The sequence below is a fragment of the Rhizobium sp. WYCCWR 11152 genome (assembly GCF_013087615.1).
GTDB classification, from domain to species: Bacteria; Pseudomonadota; Alphaproteobacteria; order Rhizobiales; family Rhizobiaceae; genus Rhizobium; species Rhizobium indicum.
In genome coordinates this window covers 1-19,672 of the sequence record NZ_JABFCP010000019.1, presented here as the reverse complement: position 1 = coordinate 19,672, position 19,672 = coordinate 1, and the positions used below count along the sequence as shown (strand labels likewise).

Here is a 19,672-nt window from a genome sequence, read left to right as displayed (position 1 = left end):
ATCGTGGTTGTCGCATTTCCGGACGGCGAACCGGTTTCCATTTCGCCTGGAAATGCTCATTGGCAGGTCTCATCATGTCCGGTTCCGTCTCTCCGCTTGCTCCGAAATCCTTCGTCTCGATGCCACCGCTACGCGGCGTGCGCATGGCGACGGCTTCCGCCTGCATCAAGTACAAGAACCGTACCGACGTGCTAATGATGGTCTTCGACAGACCGGCGACTGTTGCGGGCGTTTTTACCCGCTCGAAGTGCCCGTCGGCGCCGGTCGATTTCTGCCGGGCCAATCTCCCCCATGGCAGCGCCCGCGCCGTCGTCGTCAACTCAGGCAATGCCAATGCTTTCACCGGCCTGAAGGGCCGCCAGGCGACCGCACTGACGGCGAAGTCGGCTGCCGCTGCCGTCGGCTGCGCCGAAAACGAGGTCTATTTGGCCTCGACTGGCGTCATCGGCGAGCCGCTCGATGCCACCAAATTCGCAGGCGTTCTGGATCGGATGCAGGTCGAAGCGACCGGCGATTTCTGGTTCGAGGCCGCCAAGGCGATCATGACGACGGACACCTATCCGAAGGTTTCGACCCGCAGCGCCGAGATCGGCGGCGTGGCCGTGACGATCAACGGCATCGCCAAGGGCGCCGGCATGATCGCGCCTGATATGGCGACGATGCTCTCCTTCGTCGTCACCGATGCCGACATTGCGCCTGCCGCGCTGCAGGCGCTTCTGTCCGACGGCGTCGGCCCGACCTTCAATTCCATGACCGTCGACAGCGACACCTCCACTTCCGACACACTGATGCTGTTTGCAACGGGTGCCGCAGCCGAGGACGGCCAGGCCCGCATCGAGCGCGCCAACGACCCGCGGCTTGCCGCCTTCCGGGCCGCACTCAACGAAGTGCTGAAGGATCTGTCGCTGCAGGTGGTGCGGGACGGCGAAGGTGCGACCAAGATGCTCGAAATCACCGTGACGGGTGCCGAGAGCGATGCCGCCGCCAAGCGCATCGCGCTGTCGATCGCCAATTCGCCGCTGGTCAAGACCGCGGCCGCCGGCGAAGACGCCAATTGGGGCCGTATCGTCATGGCCGTCGGCAAATCCGGCGAGATGGCCGACCGCGACAGGCTTGCCATCTGGTTTGGCGATATCAGGGTCGCCGTCAATGGCGAGCGTGATCCCGATTATTCCGAGGCGGCCGCCTCAGACGTCATGAAGGCCCAGGATATCTCCGTCAAAGTCGATATCGGGCTCGGTGCCGGCACGGCAACGGTCTGGACCTGCGACCTCACCAAGGAATATGTTGCGATCAATGGCGACTATCGGAGCTGATCGTTCGTTGGAGCAGGCATCCATTTCCTCACACAATCTGCCGCTGGTGCGCAGGCTGGAGGCCGTCGGCTTCCGCGCCTGGCCGGCGGCTTCCGTGCAATATGACGGCAGCTGGCAGGTGCGGCTGACGGCCGGTCACCCGTCCAACCGGCTGAACTCGATCGTGCCGCTCGATCCCTCGGATCATCGCGACGTCGAAATCCGCCTGGAAAAGGCGAGCCGGAAGTTCGAGGCCTATGGCCGCGCCGCCGTGGTCCGCCAGACGCCGCTTGCTTCGCCGGTGCTGATCGAACTTCTGCGCGCGCAGAACTGGACGCGCTTCGACGATACGGTGGTGATGACCTGCGACCTTGCCGAGGCGGAGCTGCCGGATACGCTCGATCACCTGCCGACCCATGATGTCGGCCGTTTCGTCGACGCCAACCTCGCCGTCGACCAGTCGCCACTGAGGCTGAAGCCGGCGCTTGCCGAAATCATTTCGGCGATCAAGCCGCCATCCGGCCTGTTCATGATCGAGAACGCGGTGGACGGCCCGCTTGCGACCGTGCTCTGTGTCCAGGACAACGACCTCGCCGGCATCATGTCGCTTTCGGTCTCCGAGGCGCGGCGGCGCGAAGGACTCGGCACCGAAATCCTGACCTCGGCGCTGCGCTGGGCGCGCATGCGCAGCGCCCGTTCGGCCTGGCTGCAGGTGAAGCTGTCCAACCGTCCGGCCATCGCACTTTATGAGCGCCTCGGTTTTCGCGACGCCTATCATTATTGCTATTGGCAGCAGGAGCCGCGATGAGCGAGGCGGGCCGGAAGATATTGCTGGTCGCCGCCTGTGCGCTGATCGATGCCGATGGGCGTATCCTGTTGGCACAGCGCCCCGAGGGAAAGTCGCTCGCCGGGCTCTGGGAGTTTCCCGGCGGCAAGGTCGAGCCGGGTGAGACGCCGGAGGAAACACTGGTGCGCGAGCTCGAGGAAGAGCTCGGCATCAACACCAAGATCGCCTGCCTCGCGCCGCTTACCTTTGCCAGCCACTCTTACGAGACCTTCCACCTGTTGATGCCGCTTTATATCTGCCGGCGCTATGAGGGCATTCCCCAGGGCCGCGAGGGCCAGGCGCTGAAATGGGTGCGTCCGCAGGCGCTGCGCGACTATCCGATGCCTCCGGCCGACGAGCCGCTCATCCCGATGTTGCAGGATTTACTTTAGCATTATCTGATTATTATTGTGCCACACCATTTTCGGCTGTGGATATTAATGGATCGTTTAACACCTTCTGCCAAAGATCGGCCTCAATCAAGCATCTGGCGTGCGTGTATTAAAAGGCTTGACCTCATGGACGATGATTTCTGGAAAGCTGTCCGGGAAAAGGAACGGGCCTCGTCTGCTTCGCGCAGGACGGGTGCGCTGAATATCGCCCTCCTGTTCGGCACGGCGGTAGTCGCGCTGACGCTTATCCTGACGCCAATGCTTGCGGATTCCTCGAAGAAAAGCGTCTTTGCCAGTGCTCCGGCGGATTTCGATACGATCACGACGGGATCGATCCCCAAGAGTGAAAGCGGCAAGCGTTATACGATCCGCCGCAGCGTCCTCCAGGATACGCCCGGCTCGGTCTGCGTCGTCCAGGGCTATGGCGTCGGCGCCGGTTGCTGAAAAATGCCGGCCGTCGCCCGATGGTCGTGGAATTGGTCGTTTGCCGTCGGTTTCGCTCAGAGGGTCGCGAAATAATGCGTATTTTGAAAGCATTTCTTGCAGATAACAGAGCTGCGACGGCAATTGAGTATGGCTTGATCGCCGCCCTCATTTGTGGCGCGCTCGTCTCCGGTCTCGGGGTCTTCACCGGCGCCTTGCAAGGCGTCTTCAACGTGATCAATAACAATATGACGGTGAATTGAAGAAGCCGCCGGCCCTCACTGTTTGAGCTTGTGTTCGTCCACCTTCAGTGCATCGGCAAGGCGCGCCTTGGCCGAACCCGGCTTGAGCGGCTTTTGCTGGCTCTCGTGGGCAGCCCATCCCGAGACATAGATGATCGAGAAGGTGGCGCGGATACGTCCGTCGGGATCAGAATAACGTTCGGCGTAGATCTCCGCTGCGCGCAGGAAGAAGGCGCGCGTCAGTGGCATCCGGGCGCGGGCTGCAAGCGGATTGCTCATGCCCATCGCTCTCAGATCCCGCATCAGCGGAAAGAGCGAATCATAGCGCACCGTATAATTCTCCGCATCGATCACCGGCAACGTGAAGCCGGCGCGCTGCATGAGGCTGCCGACATCGCGCACATCGGCGAAGGGAATGACACGCGGGCTTGCGCCACCTGTCATCTCGACCTCGGCGGTCAGCAGCACGTCGCGCAGTTCCTGCAGGGTGCCGGCGCCGGGGATCGCGGCCAGGAACAAGCCGTCCGGCTTCAGGGCGCGGCGGATCTGGATGAAGACACCCGGCGTATCGTTGGTCAGATGCAGGCTGAGCGGCGCAAGGATGAGATTGGCCGATTGCGGTTCGAGCGGCACGTCCTCGAGCGGCGCCTCGATCAAGATTTCGTCCGGCCCGGCATAGGCCTTCTCGCTTTCAACGCGGATCATCGTGCCGATCTTGCCCGTTGCCAGCGCGGCCCGGGCGGTAGCACCGGTCGCGCCATGCAGTTCGACGGCGGTCCCGAAAGTCCGCTCGACCACGGAAAGCCTTTCGCCCATTTCCTCAGCGGCGATGTCGAGCAGGAAGGCGGCTTTCGGATCGTTGTTGGCAAGCGCGCGATGGCGATGTGCGGCGATCAGGGCTCTGTCGAAGATCGTTTCCATGGCGATGTCCTTAGTCCCGCGCCGCCCGTGCGGCAAGACGATTTTCCTTTCGTGGAGAACGCGCTAGTCTCTGCGGCATGGGGCCAATCGAATTGAAAAGACCGGCAGAATTCTTGCGCACGCATCTCTTGCGGCCGTTTTCGGCGCTTGCCGATTTTTTCTATCCGCCGGCCTGTTCCGTCTGCTGCATTTCGACCGGCGGCCATCGCGGGCTCTGCGCGAAATGCTGGTCCGGTATCCGCTTCATCGAGCGGCCCTATTGCGAGGTGCTCGGCATTCCCTTCTCGCATGATCTCGGCACCGGGATACTCAGCGCCGAGGCGATCGCCAACCCGCCGCCCTTCGACCGGCTGCGGTCGGCTGCGACCCACGACCATGCAGTCCGCGATCTCGTCCATGGGCTGAAATATCGCGATCGCACCGATCTGGCGCCGATGATGGCAGCCTGGATGCTGCGTGCTTCCGACGGGACGGTCGAAAGCTGCGATGCGCTGATCCCGGTGCCGCTGCACCGTAGCCGTATGCTGGCGCGCAAGTTCAACCAGGCAGCCGAGCTGGCCCGCCATATGGCAAGGCTCTCGGGCAAGCCGCTGCTTGCCGCCACGCTTATGCGCGTCAAGCGCACCAGCCAGCAGGTTGGCCTTGGCGCCAAGGCGCGCGAAGACAATGTCAGGGGCGCTTTTGCGATCGCCAAGGGTTGCGAAAACGACATTTTCGGCAAGCGCATCGTCCTGGTCGACGACGTCTATACAACAGGGGCGACGGTCGCTGCGGCAAGCCGGACGCTGCGCAAGGCGGGTGCGACCGACATAACGGTTTTGACCTTTGCAAGGGCTCTCTCCGAGCCTATATGACAGAAATACCCGGCATCGGTCTGGAGAGATTATGGTACCCGTCACAATCTATACACGGCAGTTCTGCGGCTATTGCACCCGCGCCAAGTCGCTTCTCGAAGAAAAGGGTGTCGAATATATCGAGCACGACGCGACCTTTTCGCCGGATCTTCGCCAGGAGATGATCGGTAAGTCGAACGGGCGTGCCACTTTTCCGCAGATCTTCATCGGCGCCGATCATGTCGGCGGTTGCGACGATCTCTTTGCGCTCGATCGGGCCGGCAAGCTCGACCCGATGCTGGCAGCCTGAGGAAGAACCGATGAGCTTCAAGGCCGCCATCGTCCAGATGTGTTCCGGGGTCGATCCGGTGAAGAATGCCGCCGCCATGGCACGGCTGGTGCGCGAGGCCGCTGGCCAGGGCGCGACCTATGTGCAGACGCCCGAGATGACCGGCATGCTGCAGCGCGACCGTACAGCGGCACGCGCCGTGCTTGCCGACGAGGCGCATGACATCATCGTCAAGACCGGCTCAGAACTCGCCAGGGAACTCGGGATCCACATGCATGTCGGTTCGACGGCGATCGCCCTTGCCGACGGCAAAATCGCCAATCGCGGCTTCCTCTTCGGTCCCGACGGCAGGATTCTCAATCGCTACGACAAGATCCATATGTTCGACGTCGACCTCGACAATGGCGAGAGCTGGCGTGAAAGTGCCGCCTATACGGCCGGCTCGGAGGCCCGCGTCCTGTCGCTGCCCTTTGCCGAAATGGGCTTTGCAATCTGCTACGACGTGCGGTTTCCCGCACTCTTCCGCGCCCAGGCCATGGCCGGCGCCGAGGTGATGACGGTTCCTGCCGCCTTCACCAAGCAGACCGGCGAGGCGCATTGGGAGATCCTGCTCAGGGCACGCGCGATCGAGAACGGGGTCTTCGTCATCGCCGCCGCGCAGGCCGGCCGGCATGAGGATGGGCGCGAGACTTTCGGCCATTCGATGATCATCGATCCCTGGGGCACGGTGCTGGCGTCGGCCGGCGCCACCGGCGAGGCGGTCATCGTCGCCGAGATCGATCCGAGTGCGGTCAAGGCTGCGCATGACAAGATCCCGAACCTGAGGAATGGGCGAGAATTTTCGGTCGAGAAGATTGCGGGCGCAATCGCCGGAGGCGTCGCCGCTTGATCCGCTATTCCCTCACCTGTGACAATGCCCATGAATTCGAAGGCTGGTTTTCGGAAAGCGCCGATTTCGATCGTCAGATCGAAACCGGTTTTCTGACCTGCCCGGTCTGTCATTCCGCCGCCATTTCGAAGCTGTTGATGGCGCCTTCGGTGTCGACGGCGCGGAAGAAGGACGAGATCCAGACGCTGGCGATGGATGCCATGCGCCGCGAGGCCCTGCAAAAACTCAAGGAGGCCGTTGCGGCGGTCAAGGCCAATTCCGAGGACGTCGGCACGCAGTTTCCCGAGGAAGCCCGCAAGATCCATTACGGCGAGGCGGATGCCCGCGGCATCATCGGCCAGGCGACAGTCGACGAGGCGCAGGCGCTCCTCGAAGAGGGCATCGAGATCGCAGCCATTCCCGTCTTGCCGGAAGACGTAAACTGACATGAAGTTCACGTCGCTTGCTGCCCATGATTTTGGCCTGCGTATCGCGCTGAAAATGTAGCCGGCTTATTGATGGCGGGAGCTATGCCGGTCGCTTCGCCAGCAGCATATAATTTACGTCCATATCCTTGGACAGGTTCCACTGGTTCGACAGCGGATTGAAGAAGACGCCCGTGCGGTCGGTGATCTCAAGGCCGTTTGCCACCAGCGGCTTTTCCAGTTCTTCCGGGCGTACCAGCTTTTCATACTGATGTGTGCCGCGCGGCAGCCAGCGTAGAATGTTCTCGGCGGCGAAGATGGCAAGCGCTGCCGCCTTCATCGTGCGGTTGATGGTGGCAACGAAGATCAGGCCGCCGGGGCGGACCATTCTCGCGCAGGTGGTCATGAAGAATTCGACATCGGCGACGTGTTCCACCACCTCCATGTTCAAGACGATATCGAAGGTCTCGCCAGCCTCAGCGAGTTCCTCGGCGGTGACGGCGCGATAGTCGACCGAAACGCCGGAGGCCTTCGCATGGGTGGAGGCGATGCCAATATTCTTCTCGGACGGATCGGCGCCGACGACGGAAGCGCCCATGCGGGCGACAGGTTCGGACAACAGACCGCCGCCGCAGCCGATATCCAGCACACGCAGACCCTCGAGCGGGCGCGCGCTTTTCGGATCACGGCTGAAATTCTCGCAGGCCTGGTCGCGGATATAGGCGAGTCGGACGGGATTGAACTTGTGCAGTGGTTTGAACTTGCCGGTCGGGCTCCACCATTCCGCCGCCATCGCCGAGAAGCGGTCCACTTCGCCCTGGTCGATCGTGCTTTTGGCGCCTTCCGTCATTGTCCACTCCTTCATTCGTGACATGTGAAGTCGGATGATCGGGGGCATAAGTCAAGGGGCGCAGATCAGGGGATTGGCGAGTGCGGAACCGCTCGCCAATAGCTTTTATCGCGTGCGCTTGCCTCCCCCCGCCAAACTCGCTAAGAGACGCCGCAACTTGGGGCCTTTGGGGCCTGGGCTTTTAGAGCGGTTCCAGAAGTTGGGAGCCCGGCTCTCTGGCCCAAGCGGTCTGCCCCAGAGCTTTCGTGATGCCGGGTCCGGTTTTCCGCTTTCCCGGCGCCAGTCGTGGTAGAGGCATATGGCACGCATCGTAATGAAATTCGGCGGCACGTCCGTCGCTGACCTGGACCGCATCAAGAACGTCGCCCGCCACGTAAAACGCGAAGTCGATGCCGGGCACGAGGTGGCGGTGGTCGTCTCGGCCATGTCCGGCAAGACCAATGAACTGGTCGGCTGGGTCCAGGGCACGCCGAAGGTGATCGGCGCCAATTCTCCATTTTACGATGCGCGGGAATATGATGCGGTGGTCGCATCCGGCGAGCAGGTGACCTCGGGGCTGCTGGCAATCGCATTGCAGGCGATGGATATCAATGCGCGTTCCTGGCAGGGATGGCAGATCCCGATCCGCACCGACAATGCGCATGGCGCGGCACGGATCATGGAGATTGACGGCTCAGACATCGTCAAGCGGATGGGCGAGGGGCAGGTCGCCGTCATCTCCGGCTTCCAGGGGCTGGGACCCGACAACCGGATCGCGACGCTCGGACGCGGCGGATCGGACACTTCAGCCGTCGCAATCGCGGCAGCTGTCAAGGCGGATCGCTGCGATATCTATACTGATGTCGACGGCGTCTACACGACCGACCCGCGCATCGTGCCGAAGGCGCGCAGGCTGAAGAAGATCGCCTTCGAGGAAATGCTGGAAATGGCCTCGCTCGGCGCCAAGGTACTGCAGGTGCGCTCGGTCGAGCTTGCCATGGTACACAAGGTGCGCACCTTCGTGCGCTCATCATTCGAAGATCCCGATGCTCCGGGCATGGGCGATCTGCTGAACCCGCCCGGAACGCTGATTTGTGACGAGGATGAAATCGTGGAACAGGAAGTAGTCACCGGCATCGCCTATGCCAAGGATGAGGCTCAGATCTCGCTTCGCCGTCTTGCCGATCGGCCGGGCGTCTCCGCGGCGATCTTCGGGCCGCTCGCCGAATCCCATATTAATGTCGACATGATCGTCCAGAATATTTCCGAGGACGGGTCGAAGACCGACATGACCTTCACCGTGCCGTCAGGCGACGTCGAGAAGGCGATCAAGGTGCTCGGCGACCATAAGGAGAAGATCGGCTACGACGTCGTGCAGAACGAATCGGGGCTGGTGAAAGTATCGGTCATCGGCATCGGCATGCGCAGCCACGCGGGCGTTGCCGCTACCGCATTTCGTGCACTTGCCGAAAAAGGCATCAACATCAAGGCGATCACCACCTCCGAGATCAAGATTTCCATCCTGATCGACGGGCCCTATGCAGAACTCGCTGTCAGGACTTTGCATTCCTGCTACGGTCTGGATAAGAATTGATTCCCAGCGGGCGGCCTGCCCCTTCAGGTTGAGGAGATGAGGCCGGCCCGCCGGGACTAAGTGCGTTGTTTCGGGAGCTTGAGACGCCATGAGAGACCTTTCCGGCGGTCCGCGCGTGCTGCTCAGGCGGCTGCGCGAGTTGATGGCGGAGCCGCTGGAGCCGCAGGATCGTCTTGACCGGATCGTCCGCCAGATCGCCGGCAACATGGTGGCGGAGGTTTGCTCCGTCTATGTGCTGCGCGCCGACGGCGTCCTCGAACTCTACGCGACCGAAGGCCTCAACCGCGAGGCCGTGCATCTGGCGCAATTGAAGATGGGGCAGGGCCTGGTCGGCACCATCGCGGCCTCGGCCCAGCCGTTGAACCTTTCCGACGCGCAGTCGCATCCTGCCTTCCGCTACCTGCCGGAAACGGGTGAAGAAATCTACCATTCCTTCCTCGGCGTGCCGATCCTCAGGACCGGGCGCTCGCTTGGCGTTCTCGTCGTGCAGAACAAGGCAAGCCGCAACTATCGCGAGGAAGAGCTAGAAGCGCTCGAGACGACGGCGATGGTGCTGGCAGAGATGATCGCCACCGGTGAGCTCAAGAAGATCACCAAGCCGGGCCTCGAACTCGACCTGACGCGTTCGGTCACCGTCGACGGCGATACTTATAATGACGGCATCGGCCTCGGTTACGTCGTGCTGCACGAGCCGCGCATCGTCGTCACCAATCTGCTGAACGAGGATGCCGAGAAGGAAATCCGGCGGCTGGCCGAAGCCATGGGCTCGCTCAGGATCTCGATCGACGATATGCTGTCGCGCCGTGACGTCTCGATGGAAGGCGAACATCGCGAGGTGCTCGAAACCTATCGCATGTTCGCCCATGACCAGGGCTGGGTGCGCAAGCTCGAGGAGGCGATCCGCAACGGCCTGACGGCGGAAGCAGCAGTCGAGAAGGTGCAAAGCGACACCAAGGCGCGGATGATGCGGTTGACCGACCCTTATCTGCGCGAACGCATGCATGATTTCGAGGATCTGGCGAATCGGCTGCTCAGACAGTTGACCGGTTATACCGGCCGGACGACCGGCGAAGGTTTCCCCAGCGATGCGATCATCCTGGCGCGCGCCATGGGAGCAGCCGAACTGCTCGATTATCCGCGTTCCAATGTCCGCGGGCTAGTGCTGGAAGAAGGGGCGGTAACGAGCCATGTGGTGATCGTCGCGCGCGCCATGGGCATTCCGGTCATCGGTCAGGCAGCGGGCGTGGTGGCGCTCGCCGAGAACGGCGATGCGGTGATCATCGACGCCGACGAGGGACATGTGCATCTGCGGCCGATGGCCGATCACCGGCGTTCCTACGAGGAAAAGGTTCGCTTCCGCGCCAGGCGGCAGGAGCAGTTCCGGGCGCTGCGTGCCGTCGAGCCGGTGACCAAGGACGGGCAGCGGATCGCGCTGATGATGAATGCCGGCCTGCTGGTCGACCTGCCGCAGCTTTCGGAATCGGGCGCCGAGGGCATCGGCCTGTTCCGCACCGAGCTGCAGTTCATGATCGCCTCCACCATGCCGAAGGCGGAGGAGCAGGAGCAGTTCTATCGCAATGTGATAAAGCAGGCGGCGGGCCGCACCGTCACCTTCCGTACGCTCGATATCGGCGGCGACAAGGTGGTGCCCTATTTCCGCGGCCATGAGGAAGAAAATCCCGCACTTGGCTGGCGCGCCATCCGGCTGTCGCTCGACCGGCCGGGATTGTTGCGCACCCAGTTGCGCGCCCTGCTGAAGGCATCGGCCGACACCGAGCTGAAGCTGATGGTGCCGATGGTGACCGAGGTTTCCGAGCTGAAGATGGTGCGTGAGCTCTTGCAGAAGGAAGTGCAGCATCTGTCGCGCTTCGGCCACGGGCTGCCGCGCAAGCTGCAATTCGGCGCGATGCTGGAGGTGCCGGCACTGCTTTGGCAGCTCGACGAGCTGATGGAGGCGGTCGATTTCGTCTCGGTCGGTTCGAACGATCTCTTCCAGTTCTCGATGGCGGTCGATCGCGGCAATGCGCGGGTCTCGGACCGCTTCGATCCGCTCGGCAAGCCGTTCTTGCGCATCCTGCGCGATATCGTGCGGGGGGCGGAGCGGAACAAGACGCCGGTGACGCTCTGTGGCGAGCTCGCCAGCAAACCGATCTCGGCGATGGCGCTGCTCGGTATCGGCTTCCGCTCGATCTCGATGTCGCCGGCCTCGATCGGACCGGTGAAGGCGATGCTGCTCGGGCTCGACGTCGGGGCGCTGACGAAGGCGATGGATGAGGTGCTGGACGATCACCACGCCTTGATGCCGATGCGCGAAGTGCTTGCCCGCTTCGCCGAGAGCCACAATATTCCCCTTTAGACAGAGATTAAGAAGAATCGGAGTGAAGGGTGGCGAAGCTTCCCGTTGAAAAGATGCGCGAGCTGGAACGTCGTTTCGGCGAGATCGAGGCGCGCATGTCGGCTGGCCCGGCTGCCGATGTCTATGTGAAGCTCGCATCCGAATATTCCGAGCTGCAGCCGGTCGTGACGAAGATCCGCGTCTATGAAAAGGCGGTCGCCGAGCTTGCCGATCTCGAAACGCTGCTCGAGGACAGGTCGGTCGACCGCGAAATGCGCGACCTCGCCGAGCTGGAGCTGCCCGATGTGAAAGAGCAGATCGAGTCGCTCGAGCAGGAGATGCAGATCCTGCTTCTGCCGAAGGACGCAGCCGACGAAAAGAGTGCGATCCTCGAAATCCGAGCCGGCACGGGCGGCTCGGAAGCGGCTCTTTTCGCCGGCGATCTCTTTCGCATGTATGAGCGCTTTGCGGCGGAAAAGGGCTGGAAGGTGGAGGTGCTCTCGGCAAGTGAGGGCGAAGCCGGCGGCTACAAGGAAATCATCGCGACGATCACCGGCAGGGGGGTCTTTGCCAAGCTGAAATTCGAATCCGGCGTGCATCGCGTGCAACGCGTGCCGGAAACCGAGGCGGGTGGGCGTATCCATACGTCGGCCGCAACGGTTGCGGTGCTGCCGGAGGCCGAGGAGATCGACATCGAGATCCGGGCCGAAGACATCCGCATCGACACGATGCGCTCTTCGGGTGCTGGCGGCCAGCACGTCAATACGACGGACTCGGCAGTGCGCATCACCCACCTGCCGAGCGGCATCGTCGTCACCAGTTCGGAAAAATCGCAACACCAAAATCGCGCCAAGGCGATGCAGGTGCTGCGCTCCAGGCTTTATGATGCCGAGCGGCAGAGGGCCGATAGCGAGCGCTCTGCCGATCGCAAGAGTCAGGTCGGCTCCGGCGACCGCTCGGAACGTATCCGTACCTATAATTTCCCGCAGGGGCGGGTGACGGACCATCGCATCAATCTGACGCTCTATAAGCTCGACCGGATGATGGAAGGCGAGATCGAGGAGGTTGTCGACGCGCTGATGGCTGATTACCAGGCGAGCCAGCTGGCGCAGCTCGGCGAGCAACAATGAGCTCGACGGTCGCCGATATGCTTGCCGATGCGCGCCGCCGCTTCACCGAAGCAGGTATCGTCGACCCGGCGACCGATGCGCGGCTGCTTGTCGCGGGTCTTCTGACACTGTCGCCGACCGAGCTGTTGACGCGATCGGCCGAAAGGCTTTCTGCCGAGCAGGCCGAAGTGATTTTCAAGGCGCTGGAGCGGCGGCTTGGTCATGAGCCGGTGCATCGCATTCTCGGCGAGCGTGAATTCTACGGCCTGCCGCTTCGGCTCTCGGCTGAAACGCTGGAACCGCGGCCGGATACGGAAATCCTGGTCGATACGGTTCTCGTCTATCTCAAAGACCTTGCAAAGGCGCAAAACCGTCTCCATATCCTTGACATGGGAACCGGGACCGGGGCGATATGCCTTGCGCTTTTGAGCGAATGTCCTCATGCATCAGGTGTCGGCAGCGACATATCGGCGGATGCACTTTTGACGGCAAGATCGAATGCAGAAAGAAACGGGTTGCAGGATCGTTTTGAGGCCGTACAGTCAAGTTGGTTCGAGGACATCCAGGGATCCTTTCACGCGATTGTCTCAAATCCGCCCTATATTGCTTCCAATGTCATTCACGATCTCGCTCCCGAAGTGACGAAATTTGATCCGGCGGCGGCTCTGGATGGCGGCCCGGATGGGCTTGACGCTTACAAAGCCATAGCCAAGGATGCGGCAAGGTTCATCAGGCCCGATGGGGTCGTCGGACTGGAGATCGGCTACGATCAGCGAAACGACGTGACGGCGATCTTTGAAGCGAAAGGCTTCAGGTGCCTCAAATCCGTGAAAGATTATGGTCAGAACGACAGGGTGCTCGTGTTCGCGCTCGCGTGAAAGACGATAATGCGGCATTGGACGAGACATTATTGTTATTGCGAAGAAAAGGCTTGGATTTCCCGGTGAAGCAATATAGGTTGCGGTCACGTGTTGGGCAGATAGGAATGAACGAGATTCGTTCGGTACTTGGTTTGCCTCGGGGGTCCGCTCTTTTAAACGAGAGTTTCAACGGTTGAACACGACCCAATGCGTGAATCAGTCAAACTGACTTGAGAACCAAGCGGCAGGTCGGCGCAAAGGCGCAGTATGCTCGCGGCACAAAGGTCCTGATCCGGTTTTCCGGTCATGGCGGTTGGTGCCATGTATCCATCACAAACAGAGAATTCAGGTGAACGATCTATGAGGCCAGGACAGCAGAACAAGCGCGGTCGAGGGCGTGGTAACAATAATAACGGCGGCGGTGGCGGCGGTGGAAATAACAATAACAACAATTTCAACCGCAAGGGCGGCAATCCGCTAACCCGGACTTATGACAGCTCCGGCCCCGATGTGAAGATTCGCGGTACTGCGCAGCATATCGCCGAAAAATACGCGCAGCTCGCCCGCGACGCCCAAAGCTCCGGCGACCGCGTGATTGCCGAGAACTATCTCCAGCACGCCGAACATTATAATCGTATCATCGCCAGCGCCCAGGCGCAGATGCAGGAACGCTTCCAGCGCGACGACCGCGGCGAGTATAATGATCGCGACGGTGCGGACCGTGATGGCGACGATATGGACAACAATGACAATGAGAATGACAATGACGGCGACGATGTCGTTATCGTCCAGCCGCCGCAGAGCAGGCCGCACCAGCCGCAACAAAGCAGACAGCACCAGCCGCAGGCACAGCCGAAGCCGGTAGCCGCTCAGGCGCCTGCACCGGCACCCCAGTCCGAACTCATCGATGGAACCGGCCCGCAGCCGGAGATCGAAGGCATTCCGGCCGAAGTCGCGATGGACGAGGAAGGTGCCGGCGGCCAGCCGCGTGAACGCCAGCCCCGCCGCCGCAGCACCGGTAGCCGTCCCCGACGCCCGCGTCGTGGTGCTGAGGGCGAAGAAGCCGCCGCTGAAGGCGAGGGCGCCTCTGCCGAGGCGCCAGTGCTGGCTGACGTCACATCGGAATGAGGATTTCGCTTTCCCTTCAGGGGAGAGCGTGACGTTCATGCCATCTACTCGAATTAGCTTGAAAATCCCCGGCCTTGTGCCGGGGATTTTCATTTTATGGGCTCTTTAAACTCGCAGAACAGGCTACCATATTCTCTTCGAACTGCTTCGCCCGAATCCCAGCCGGGCCAAGCGCGACCTGCCTTTTCAGGGGGTCGATCTCAATCATCGGTCTGCGCCTCGTCAGGGCAGGGCGATCCATGGAGGTAGAATATGAATATCGAGAAATATTCGGAGCGGGTGCGCGGTTTCATCCAGTCCGCCCAGACCTATGCGCTGGCGCAGGGTCACCAGCAATTTACACCGGAACATGTGCTGAAAGTCCTGCTCGACGACGATCAGGGCATGGCGGCGTCGCTGATCGAGCGCGCCGGCGGCGATGCCAAGGCCGCCCGCCTTGCTAATGACGCGGCTCTCGCCAAATTGCCGAAGATCTCCGGCGGCAACGGCAATATCTATCTGGCACAACCACTCGCCAAGGTCCTTTCGACCGCCGAAGAAGCGGCGAAGAAGGCCGGCGACAGCTTTGTCACGGTCGAGCGCCTGCTGCAGGCGCTGGCGATCGAATCCTCGGCCTCGACCTTTTCGACGCTGAAGAACGCAGGCGTGACGGCCCAGGGCCTCAACCAGGTCATCAACGACATCCGCAAGGGCCGGACGGCGGATTCCTCGAATGCCGAGCAGGGTTTCGACTCGCTGAAAAAGTTCGCACGCGATCTCACTGCCGAAGCCCGCGACGGCAAGCTCGACCCGGTGATCGGCCGCGACGACGAAATCCGCCGCACCATCCAGGTGCTTTCGCGCCGCACCAAGAACAATCCAGTGCTGATCGGCGAACCCGGCGTCGGCAAGACGGCGATCGTCGAGGGCCTGGCGCTGCGCATCGTCAACGGTGACGTGCCGGAATCGCTCAAGGACAAGAAACTGATGGCGCTCGATATGGGCGCGCTGATTGCCGGTGCGAAATACCGCGGCGAATTCGAGGAGCGGCTGAAGGCCGTGCTCAACGAGGTCCAGGCGGAAAACGGCGAGATCATCCTGTTCATCGACGAGATGCACACGCTGGTGGGCGCCGGCAAGGCGGATGGAGCGATGGACGCCTCGAACCTCCTGAAGCCCGCCCTTGCCCGCGGTGAGCTGCATTGCGTCGGCGCGACCACGCTCGATGAATATCGCAAACATGTCGAGAAGGATCCGGCCCTTGCCCGCCGCTTCCAGCCGGTCGTCGTCGACGAACCGACGGTCGAAGACACGATCTCGATCCTGCGCGGCCTGAAGGAAAAATACGAGCAGCATCACAAGGTGCGCATCGCCGATGCGGCGCTGGTGGCGGCTGCGACACTTTCCAACCGCTATATCACCGACCGTTTCCTACCCGACAAGGCGATCGACCTGATGGACGAGGCGGCAGCGCGGTTGCGCATGCAGGTGGATTCCAAGCCGGAAGAGCTCGACGAACTCGACCGCCGCATCATGCAGCTGAAGATCGAGCGCGAAGCGCTGAAAAAGGAAACGGACGTCGCGTCCGCCGACCGTCTGAAGCGGCTGGAAACCGAAGTGACCGATCTCGAGGAACAGGCCGATGCGCTGACGGCCCGCTGGCAGGCGGAAAAGCAGAAACTCGGGCTTGCCGCCGATCTCAAGAAGCAGCTCGATGATGCCCGCAACGAACTGGCGATCGCCCAGCGCAAAGGCGAATTCCAGCGTGCCGGCGAGCTGACCTACGGCGTCATTCCCGATCTTGAAAAGCAGCTCGTCGATGCCGAGAAGCAGGATGGCGACCGCGGCGCGATGGTGCAGGAGGTGGTCATCCCCGACAACATCGCCCATGTCGTGTCCCGCTGGACCGGCATTCCGGTCGACAGGATGCTCGAGGGCGAACGCGATAAGCTGCTCCGGATGGAAGACGAACTGGCGAAATCGGTGATCGGCCAGGGCGATGCGGTTCAGGCCGTGTCGCGCGCCGTTCGCCGCGCGCGCGCCGGCCTGCAGGATCCGAACCGGCCGATCGGCTCGTTCATCTTCCTCGGTCCGACCGGCGTCGGCAAGACGGAGCTCACTAAGGCGCTCGCCCGCTTCCTCTTCGACGACGAAACGGCGATGGTGCGCATGGACATGTCGGAATATATGGAGAAGCACTCCGTTGCCCGGCTGATCGGCGCGCCTCCCGGCTATGTCGGTTATGACGAAGGCGGAGCGCTGACGGAAGCCGTGCGCCGCAGGCCCTATCAGGTCGTGCTGTTCGACGAGATCGAAAAGGCGCATCCCGACGTCTTCAACATCCTGCTGCAGGTGCTGGACGATGGACGCTTGACCGACGGTCAGGGCCGGACGGTCGATTTCCGCAACACGATGATCATCATGACCTCGAACCTCGGCGCCGAATATCTGACGCAACTGAGGGACGGCGACGACAGCGACACGGTTCGCGAGCAGGTGATGGAGGTCGTGCGCGGGCATTTCCGGCCGGAATTCCTGAACCGCATCGACGAGATCATTCTGTTCCATCGCCTGAAGCGCGAGGAGATGGGCGCGATCGTCGATATCCAGCTGAAGCGGCTGGTGGCTCTGCTGTCAGAGCGCAAGATCGTCATCGATCTCGACGAGGAAGCCCGCCACTGGCTGGCGAACAAGGGTTACGATCCGGTCTACGGCGCAAGGCCGCTGAAGCGGGTGATCCAGAGGTTCGTGCAGGATCCGCTGGCCGAGCAGATCCTGTCTGGCCAGGTGCCGGATGGATCGACGGTGACGGTGACGAGCGGTTCGGACCGGCTGCAGTTCAGGACGAGGCAGACGGTGAGCGAAGCAGCATAAATAGGTTTGCCGGATGAATGAGAAATGGCGGCTTCGGCCGCCATTTTTTATTGAATGATCGGGGCCGTCTGTTGGAAGGGAAGCAGCGTAGATGGACGCTACTTGCTCGCCACCTGGTCCGGCGTCTGGTTGTTGAGCAGCGTATCGATGCGTTTGCGCTCGTCTTCGAATTTCGCCAGCGCCTCGCCCTGCAGCGATTTGCCGCCCGGCAGGCGGATGCGCAGCGGATCGACCTTGGTGCCGTTGACGATCAGCTCGTAATGCAGGTGAGGGCCGGTGGATTCGCCGGTCGTGCCGACCCAGCCGATCACCTGACCCTGGCGGATCTTGGCACCGGGGACGACGCCCTTGGCGATGGCGCTCTGGTGATTGTAGGAGGATTCATAGCCGTTGGCATGGCGCACGATCGTCTGGTTGCCGTAACCGCCGGAATCCCAGCCGGCTTTTTCGACCGTACCGTTGCCGGCGGCGATGATCGCCGTGCCGCGCGGTGCTGCCCAATCGACGCCGGTGTGCATGCGGGCGAAACCGAGGATCGGGTGGCGGCGCATGCCGAAGCCGGATTTGAAGATGCCGTTCGGAACCGGGTTGCGCAGCAGGAACTGGCGGATGCTCTTGCCGTTCTCGTCGAAATAATCGACCGTGCCGTCGTCGGGGTCCTGGAAACGGTAGAAGCGCGTCTGCGTATCGCCGAAACGGGCGTTGACATAGAGCAGTTCGGAATCCTCGGTCGCCTGACCGGCGCTGTCGGCGACGGAGAAGAAGGCTTCGAGACTGTCGGTCGGCCTCAGCTGCGCCTGGAAATCGACATTGCTGGCGAGCAGCTTGATGATCAGCGCCGTCATATCCTTGGTCATGCCGTAGGAAAGGGCAGCACGATAGATGCCGTCATAGACGCGCGGCAGGTTCTGGCCGGGGGGCGGTGCGAAGGAATTGTCATCGAAGGCGGTGGCGATGGCATCCAGCATCGGCGGCTCGCTGCCGGGCACGTACCTGCCCTTGTCGTCGACGGCCACGGTGACGAGATGGCGCGTGCCGCGATAGACGCTGGCTCGGATGATCTTTGCCTGTTCGCCCTTCTGAATGATGCCGATGCGCAGTACGTCGCCCTTGTCGAGATCACCGGAACCCAGCTGCTGCGCGATATAGCCGGCAATGCCATCGGCATATTGCTGCGGATAGCCTGAATCCGTCAGCGCCTTGGCGATCGGCGTGTCGACGCGCACCGGCAGGATGTCGTCGGCGAATTCTTCGGTCTGCGGCGTGATCGATTCCGATGCGGAGACCGTCATGTTCTGTTCGAGCACGCGGGCGGACAGACCGGCGGTCAGATCGACATCGGCGTCCTCGTTGGAGAAACGACGCGGATCGACGTAATAAAGGGCTGCCAGCTGAGTGTTGCCGTCGGTCAGCACCGAGCCGTTCGAGCGCACATTCTCTTCGACCTCCTCGAGCGACAGGCCGGATGCCATCTGCATGCTGGTCTTGCCGGTCGGGAAGGGAATGGTCTTCAGGCTGACTTCGGATTCGACGTCGGAGCCGTAAAGCGCGCCGGTGCGGCTTTGCGGCGCGGGCTGCGGCTCGTCGGCGGAAAAGATCGCCAGGGGATCGAAGTCGGGATAATCTTCCGTCGCCACATGGTTGGCGGCCAGCGTCATCTTCACATGTGCGAAGGGCTGGCGGCGCACGACTTCCTTTTCGCCGTCGTGGACGACGGTTGAGACTTCCATGATGGCACGGTCGGACGGCTTTGCGGCGATGGCGGGCGCGATCAGCCGGCCACCGCGGACCACCGTCGTATCCTCATGCGCGTCTGCCGCAACACTTGCATAGGCTTCGGCTGGGATTGCCAATTGCTGGCGGCCGTCAAGGGCGGCAAAAAGTGCAACCCCCATCAGGACGGAAGATGTAATGCCGGTGAGGAACGTGCCCGAGAGCCAACGCAAGGAAACTTCGCGCCGGTCGGGCGCGCGTCTGCCGTCGGCCAGAAGCGGAGGCTCGTTGCCTAACGAGCGGATCATCATTTTCTCCGTCATCATGGCAGTCGGGTCCGCGTCCTTACATCAGGCGTCTGTGGGAGCATGTATCGGCCATCCTGGCTGGGGCGAAAGATGTGCATATTTTGGGCACGGAAGTCAAATCACTCAGGAAAAGGCAGTCTGCCTGCATTTGCCTGTGTGAATCGTGTGTCTCTTAAGACCAGCAGATTGTGATAATGTCGGGGCGCTGGGGACAAAACAGCGTTCTTTTCACGAAAAGTCGAAAGACGTTCATCTTTCCTGGCCGTGTAAAGGCCGGACGGAATCCGGGAAATGATCGCACTTGAAATTTTCCCTGGAAAAACAATGCCTTGAAAGAAAAATCAGTTTTTTCGAAAAGCGCTGTTGACTGTTTCGGTGGGTTAGTTCTATAAGCCCACTCACTGAACGAGGGCGGCGGCGCTGCTGGCG

The 19,672-nt window shown here is 61.8% G+C and carries 19 protein-coding genes; 15 read left to right on the top strand and 4 right to left on the bottom strand.

Features of this window, described 5'->3' with window-relative positions:
* The first annotated feature begins 74 nt into the window (after nt 1-74).
* The 5 genes from argJ (at nt 75) to G9X67_RS27320 (ending at nt 3,199) form a co-directional block, all read left to right on the top strand.
* On the top strand, nt 75-1,316 hold the full coding sequence (gene argJ / locus G9X67_RS27340; protein ID WP_171600142.1) for a bifunctional glutamate N-acetyltransferase/amino-acid acetyltransferase ArgJ: 1,242 nt from the start codon (nt 75-77) through the stop codon (nt 1,314-1,316).
* The gene (locus G9X67_RS27335; RefSeq protein ID WP_171600137.1) at nt 1,297-2,103 is read left to right on the top strand and encodes a GNAT family N-acetyltransferase; all 807 of its coding nucleotides are present in this window, start codon (nt 1,297-1,299) and stop codon (nt 2,101-2,103) included. The genes argJ and G9X67_RS27335 overlap by 20 nt, the downstream gene beginning before the upstream one ends.
* Entirely contained in the window at nt 2,100-2,513 is a 414-nt protein-coding gene (gene mutT, locus G9X67_RS27330) for an 8-oxo-dGTP diphosphatase MutT (RefSeq protein WP_012759141.1), read from the top strand. The genes G9X67_RS27335 and mutT overlap by 4 nt, the downstream gene beginning before the upstream one ends.
* A 126-nt stretch (nt 2,514-2,639) precedes the next feature.
* Nucleotides 2,640-2,957 (top strand): hypothetical protein, encoded by a 318-nt coding sequence (locus tag G9X67_RS27325; protein ID WP_003543245.1) that lies wholly within the window; start codon nt 2,640-2,642, stop codon nt 2,955-2,957.
* Nucleotides 2,958-3,031: 74 nt separating this feature from the next.
* Nucleotides 3,032-3,199, top strand: a complete 168-nt coding sequence (locus G9X67_RS27320; protein ID WP_138332020.1) for a Flp family type IVb pilin — start codon at nt 3,032-3,034, stop codon at nt 3,197-3,199.
* Between the two features lie 15 nt (nt 3,200-3,214).
* Here G9X67_RS27320 and G9X67_RS27315 read toward each other — a convergent pair whose 3' ends face one another.
* Nucleotides 3,215-4,099 (bottom strand): methyltransferase domain-containing protein, encoded by an 885-nt coding sequence (locus G9X67_RS27315; RefSeq protein ID WP_171600136.1) that lies wholly within the window; start codon nt 4,097-4,099, stop codon nt 3,215-3,217.
* Nucleotides 4,100-4,176: 77 nt separating this feature from the next.
* On the opposite strand from G9X67_RS27315, the gene G9X67_RS27310 reads away from it, so the two are divergent.
* From G9X67_RS27310 to G9X67_RS27295, 4 genes are read left to right on the top strand one after another with little or no spacing between them, the layout of a single operon-like run.
* A complete protein-coding gene (locus tag G9X67_RS27310) occupies nt 4,177-4,953 on the top strand; it encodes a ComF family protein (RefSeq protein ID WP_171600135.1) in 777 nt (258 codons plus the stop codon).
* A gap of 31 nt (nt 4,954-4,984) precedes the next feature.
* Nucleotides 4,985-5,242, top strand: coding sequence for a glutaredoxin 3 (gene grxC, locus G9X67_RS27305; protein WP_171600134.1), 258 nt, complete (start codon nt 4,985-4,987; stop codon nt 5,240-5,242).
* Nucleotides 5,243-5,252: 10 nt separating this feature from the next.
* Nucleotides 5,253-6,110: a carbon-nitrogen hydrolase family protein gene (locus tag G9X67_RS27300; RefSeq protein ID WP_171600133.1), complete on the top strand. Its 858-nt coding sequence runs from the start codon at nt 5,253-5,255 to the stop codon at nt 6,108-6,110.
* Entirely contained in the window at nt 6,107-6,535 is a 429-nt protein-coding gene (locus tag G9X67_RS27295) for a DUF1178 family protein (protein ID WP_171600132.1), read from the top strand. The genes G9X67_RS27300 and G9X67_RS27295 overlap by 4 nt, the downstream gene beginning before the upstream one ends.
* A gap of 82 nt (nt 6,536-6,617) precedes the next feature.
* Here G9X67_RS27295 and ubiG read toward each other — a convergent pair whose 3' ends face one another.
* Complete coding sequence (gene ubiG / locus G9X67_RS27290) at nt 6,618-7,364, bottom strand: bifunctional 2-polyprenyl-6-hydroxyphenol methylase/3-demethylubiquinol 3-O-methyltransferase UbiG (protein WP_171600131.1); 747 nt, start codon at nt 7,362-7,364, stop codon at nt 6,618-6,620.
* A gap of 298 nt (nt 7,365-7,662) precedes the next feature.
* Here ubiG and G9X67_RS27285 point away from each other — a divergent pair, with 298 nt between their 5' ends.
* The 6 genes from G9X67_RS27285 (at nt 7,663) to clpB (ending at nt 17,222) form a co-directional block, all read left to right on the top strand.
* Nucleotides 7,663-8,937 carry an aspartate kinase gene (locus G9X67_RS27285; RefSeq protein WP_011653679.1) on the top strand — a complete coding sequence of 425 codons (1,275 nt, stop codon included), beginning with the start codon at nt 7,663-7,665 and terminating at the stop codon, nt 8,935-8,937.
* An 88-nt stretch (nt 8,938-9,025) separates the two neighbouring features.
* Complete coding sequence (gene ptsP / locus G9X67_RS27280) at nt 9,026-11,293, top strand: phosphoenolpyruvate--protein phosphotransferase (protein ID WP_138331665.1); 2,268 nt, start codon at nt 9,026-9,028, stop codon at nt 11,291-11,293.
* 29 nt (nt 11,294-11,322) lie between these two features.
* Entirely contained in the window at nt 11,323-12,402 is a 1,080-nt protein-coding gene (gene prfA, locus G9X67_RS27275; protein WP_138331664.1) for a peptide chain release factor 1, read from the top strand.
* Complete coding sequence (gene prmC, locus G9X67_RS27270) at nt 12,399-13,259, top strand: peptide chain release factor N(5)-glutamine methyltransferase (RefSeq protein WP_138331663.1); 861 nt, start codon at nt 12,399-12,401, stop codon at nt 13,257-13,259. Before prfA ends, prmC begins: the two co-directional genes overlap by 4 nt.
* A gap of 342 nt (nt 13,260-13,601) precedes the next feature.
* Nucleotides 13,602-14,369: a DUF4167 domain-containing protein gene (locus G9X67_RS27265; RefSeq protein ID WP_171600130.1), complete on the top strand. Its 768-nt coding sequence runs from the start codon at nt 13,602-13,604 to the stop codon at nt 14,367-14,369.
* Between the two features lie 252 nt (nt 14,370-14,621).
* Nucleotides 14,622-17,222, top strand: coding sequence for an ATP-dependent chaperone ClpB (gene clpB, locus G9X67_RS27260; RefSeq protein WP_171600129.1), 2,601 nt, complete (start codon nt 14,622-14,624; stop codon nt 17,220-17,222).
* 98 nt (nt 17,223-17,320) lie between these two features.
* Here the strand turns inward: clpB and G9X67_RS27255 are convergent, their stop codons facing one another.
* Both G9X67_RS27255 and G9X67_RS34760 read right to left on the bottom strand, forming a co-directional pair.
* Complete coding sequence (locus G9X67_RS27255; RefSeq protein WP_033182109.1) at nt 17,321-19,261, bottom strand: M23 family metallopeptidase; 1,941 nt, start codon at nt 19,259-19,261, stop codon at nt 17,321-17,323.
* 231 nt (nt 19,262-19,492) lie between these two features.
* Nucleotides 19,493-19,672 (bottom strand): hypothetical protein (locus G9X67_RS34760; RefSeq protein ID WP_210259006.1); only part of this gene is annotated, 180 nt, incomplete at its 5' end.